Origin of the sequence: Starkeya nomas (assembly GCF_902703545.1) — a bacterium.
Lineage (GTDB): Bacteria > Pseudomonadota > Alphaproteobacteria > Rhizobiales > Xanthobacteraceae > Ancylobacter > Ancylobacter moscoviensis.
Genome location: NZ_CACSAS010000028.1, coordinates 1 through 1,102, shown reverse-complemented (window position 1 = coordinate 1,102; position 1,102 = coordinate 1). Strand labels below are relative to the sequence as shown.

Below are 1,102 nucleotides of genomic sequence, written 5' to 3'. Positions count from 1 at the left end.
ATGGCGGCCGCGTCGTTGGCGATGCTCGCCACGGCCCGCAGCAGCGCGCGCTTGTCGGTCTCGGATGCCCCCGCGTGATACTTGCCCACCCGCATGGGGATGCCATAGATCTCGGCGAAGGCGGCCCAGTCCTTCAGGCCGAACGACTGGAGGATGAACGCCCAGGTGGCGGCGCGCGCGAAGCCGCGGCGGAGCGGGATGCCGGTCTTCGAGCGCGGCATGTGCACGATGAAGGTGGGCTTCTCGATCCGCTCGCCGTCGAGGTTGCCGTCGACCGCGAGCCGCAGTTCGGTCAGCGAAAGCCGGTCGAACTGAAAGTAACGCGGATCGCGCCACTTGAAGGCGACGGGCCGGAGCTGCTGGCGCTCATATTCCCAAACCGGTTCGACGACGCTGTAACCCTTGGCGATGCCGTCCGTCAGCGAGCCGATCGCGTCGAGCAGGTTCGGGTCCTCGAGGAGCTCGTGCACGGCGTCGACGATGGCCGTCGGATAGCCCTTCGGCGACTCGACGGCCGGCGTGACGCCCTCGATGGCGAGACGGCGCGTCTGCACCTGCGAGGCATAGTGCAGGTAGCGCTCCTCCATCTCCTCGGCGAGGGTGAGATAGTCGCGGGCATTGCCCAGCGCGGCCTGCTTGAGGATCCGCGCGAGACGTTCCGGCGTCAGGCCGGAGGCCACGCCGTCCATCTGCGTGTTGCGAACGCCCATGATGGTGGGTGTGGCAACTTCCTCCGACAGCCTCTTCGACGAGACGGGAAGCCCGTCCGGCCCCACGAGCCCTACCATAGCGCGCGCCCTCCGGTGCTTTCGGAAAAGATGCTGTCCGATCCGCCGTCGAGGTCGGAGACAGGGATGTAGTCGTATTCGACGGGTGCCAATGTGGAGGCGTGCCACATGAGGACGCCGGCGATCGCAGTGTCGCCATGTCGCTCGAAGCCGTCCTCGCCCTTGAAACGGTGATCGTCCGGCACCTTGATGACGCCATTGACGTATTGAAGCGCCTGATGGTCGGTGAGCACATCCGCATCGCGCGGCAGCTCGACCGTGCCGTCGCCGAAGGCCTCGACATAGGCGGTCGAGTTCTTGCGATACCAATCGGG

1 protein-coding gene and 1 pseudogene are annotated in these 1,102 nt (G+C 66.4%); both read right to left on the bottom strand.

Going from position 1 to position 1,102, the window contains the following annotated elements:
* Positions 1–788, bottom strand: a 788-nt coding sequence (locus tag STARVERO_RS22080; protein ID WP_159602165.1) for a phage portal protein family protein, incomplete at its 3' end; no start/stop codon positions are given.
* A pseudogene (locus STARVERO_RS22075) lies at positions 782–1,102 on the bottom strand (hypothetical protein); the annotation flags it as partial. The gene STARVERO_RS22080 and the pseudogene STARVERO_RS22075, both read right to left, overlap by 7 nt.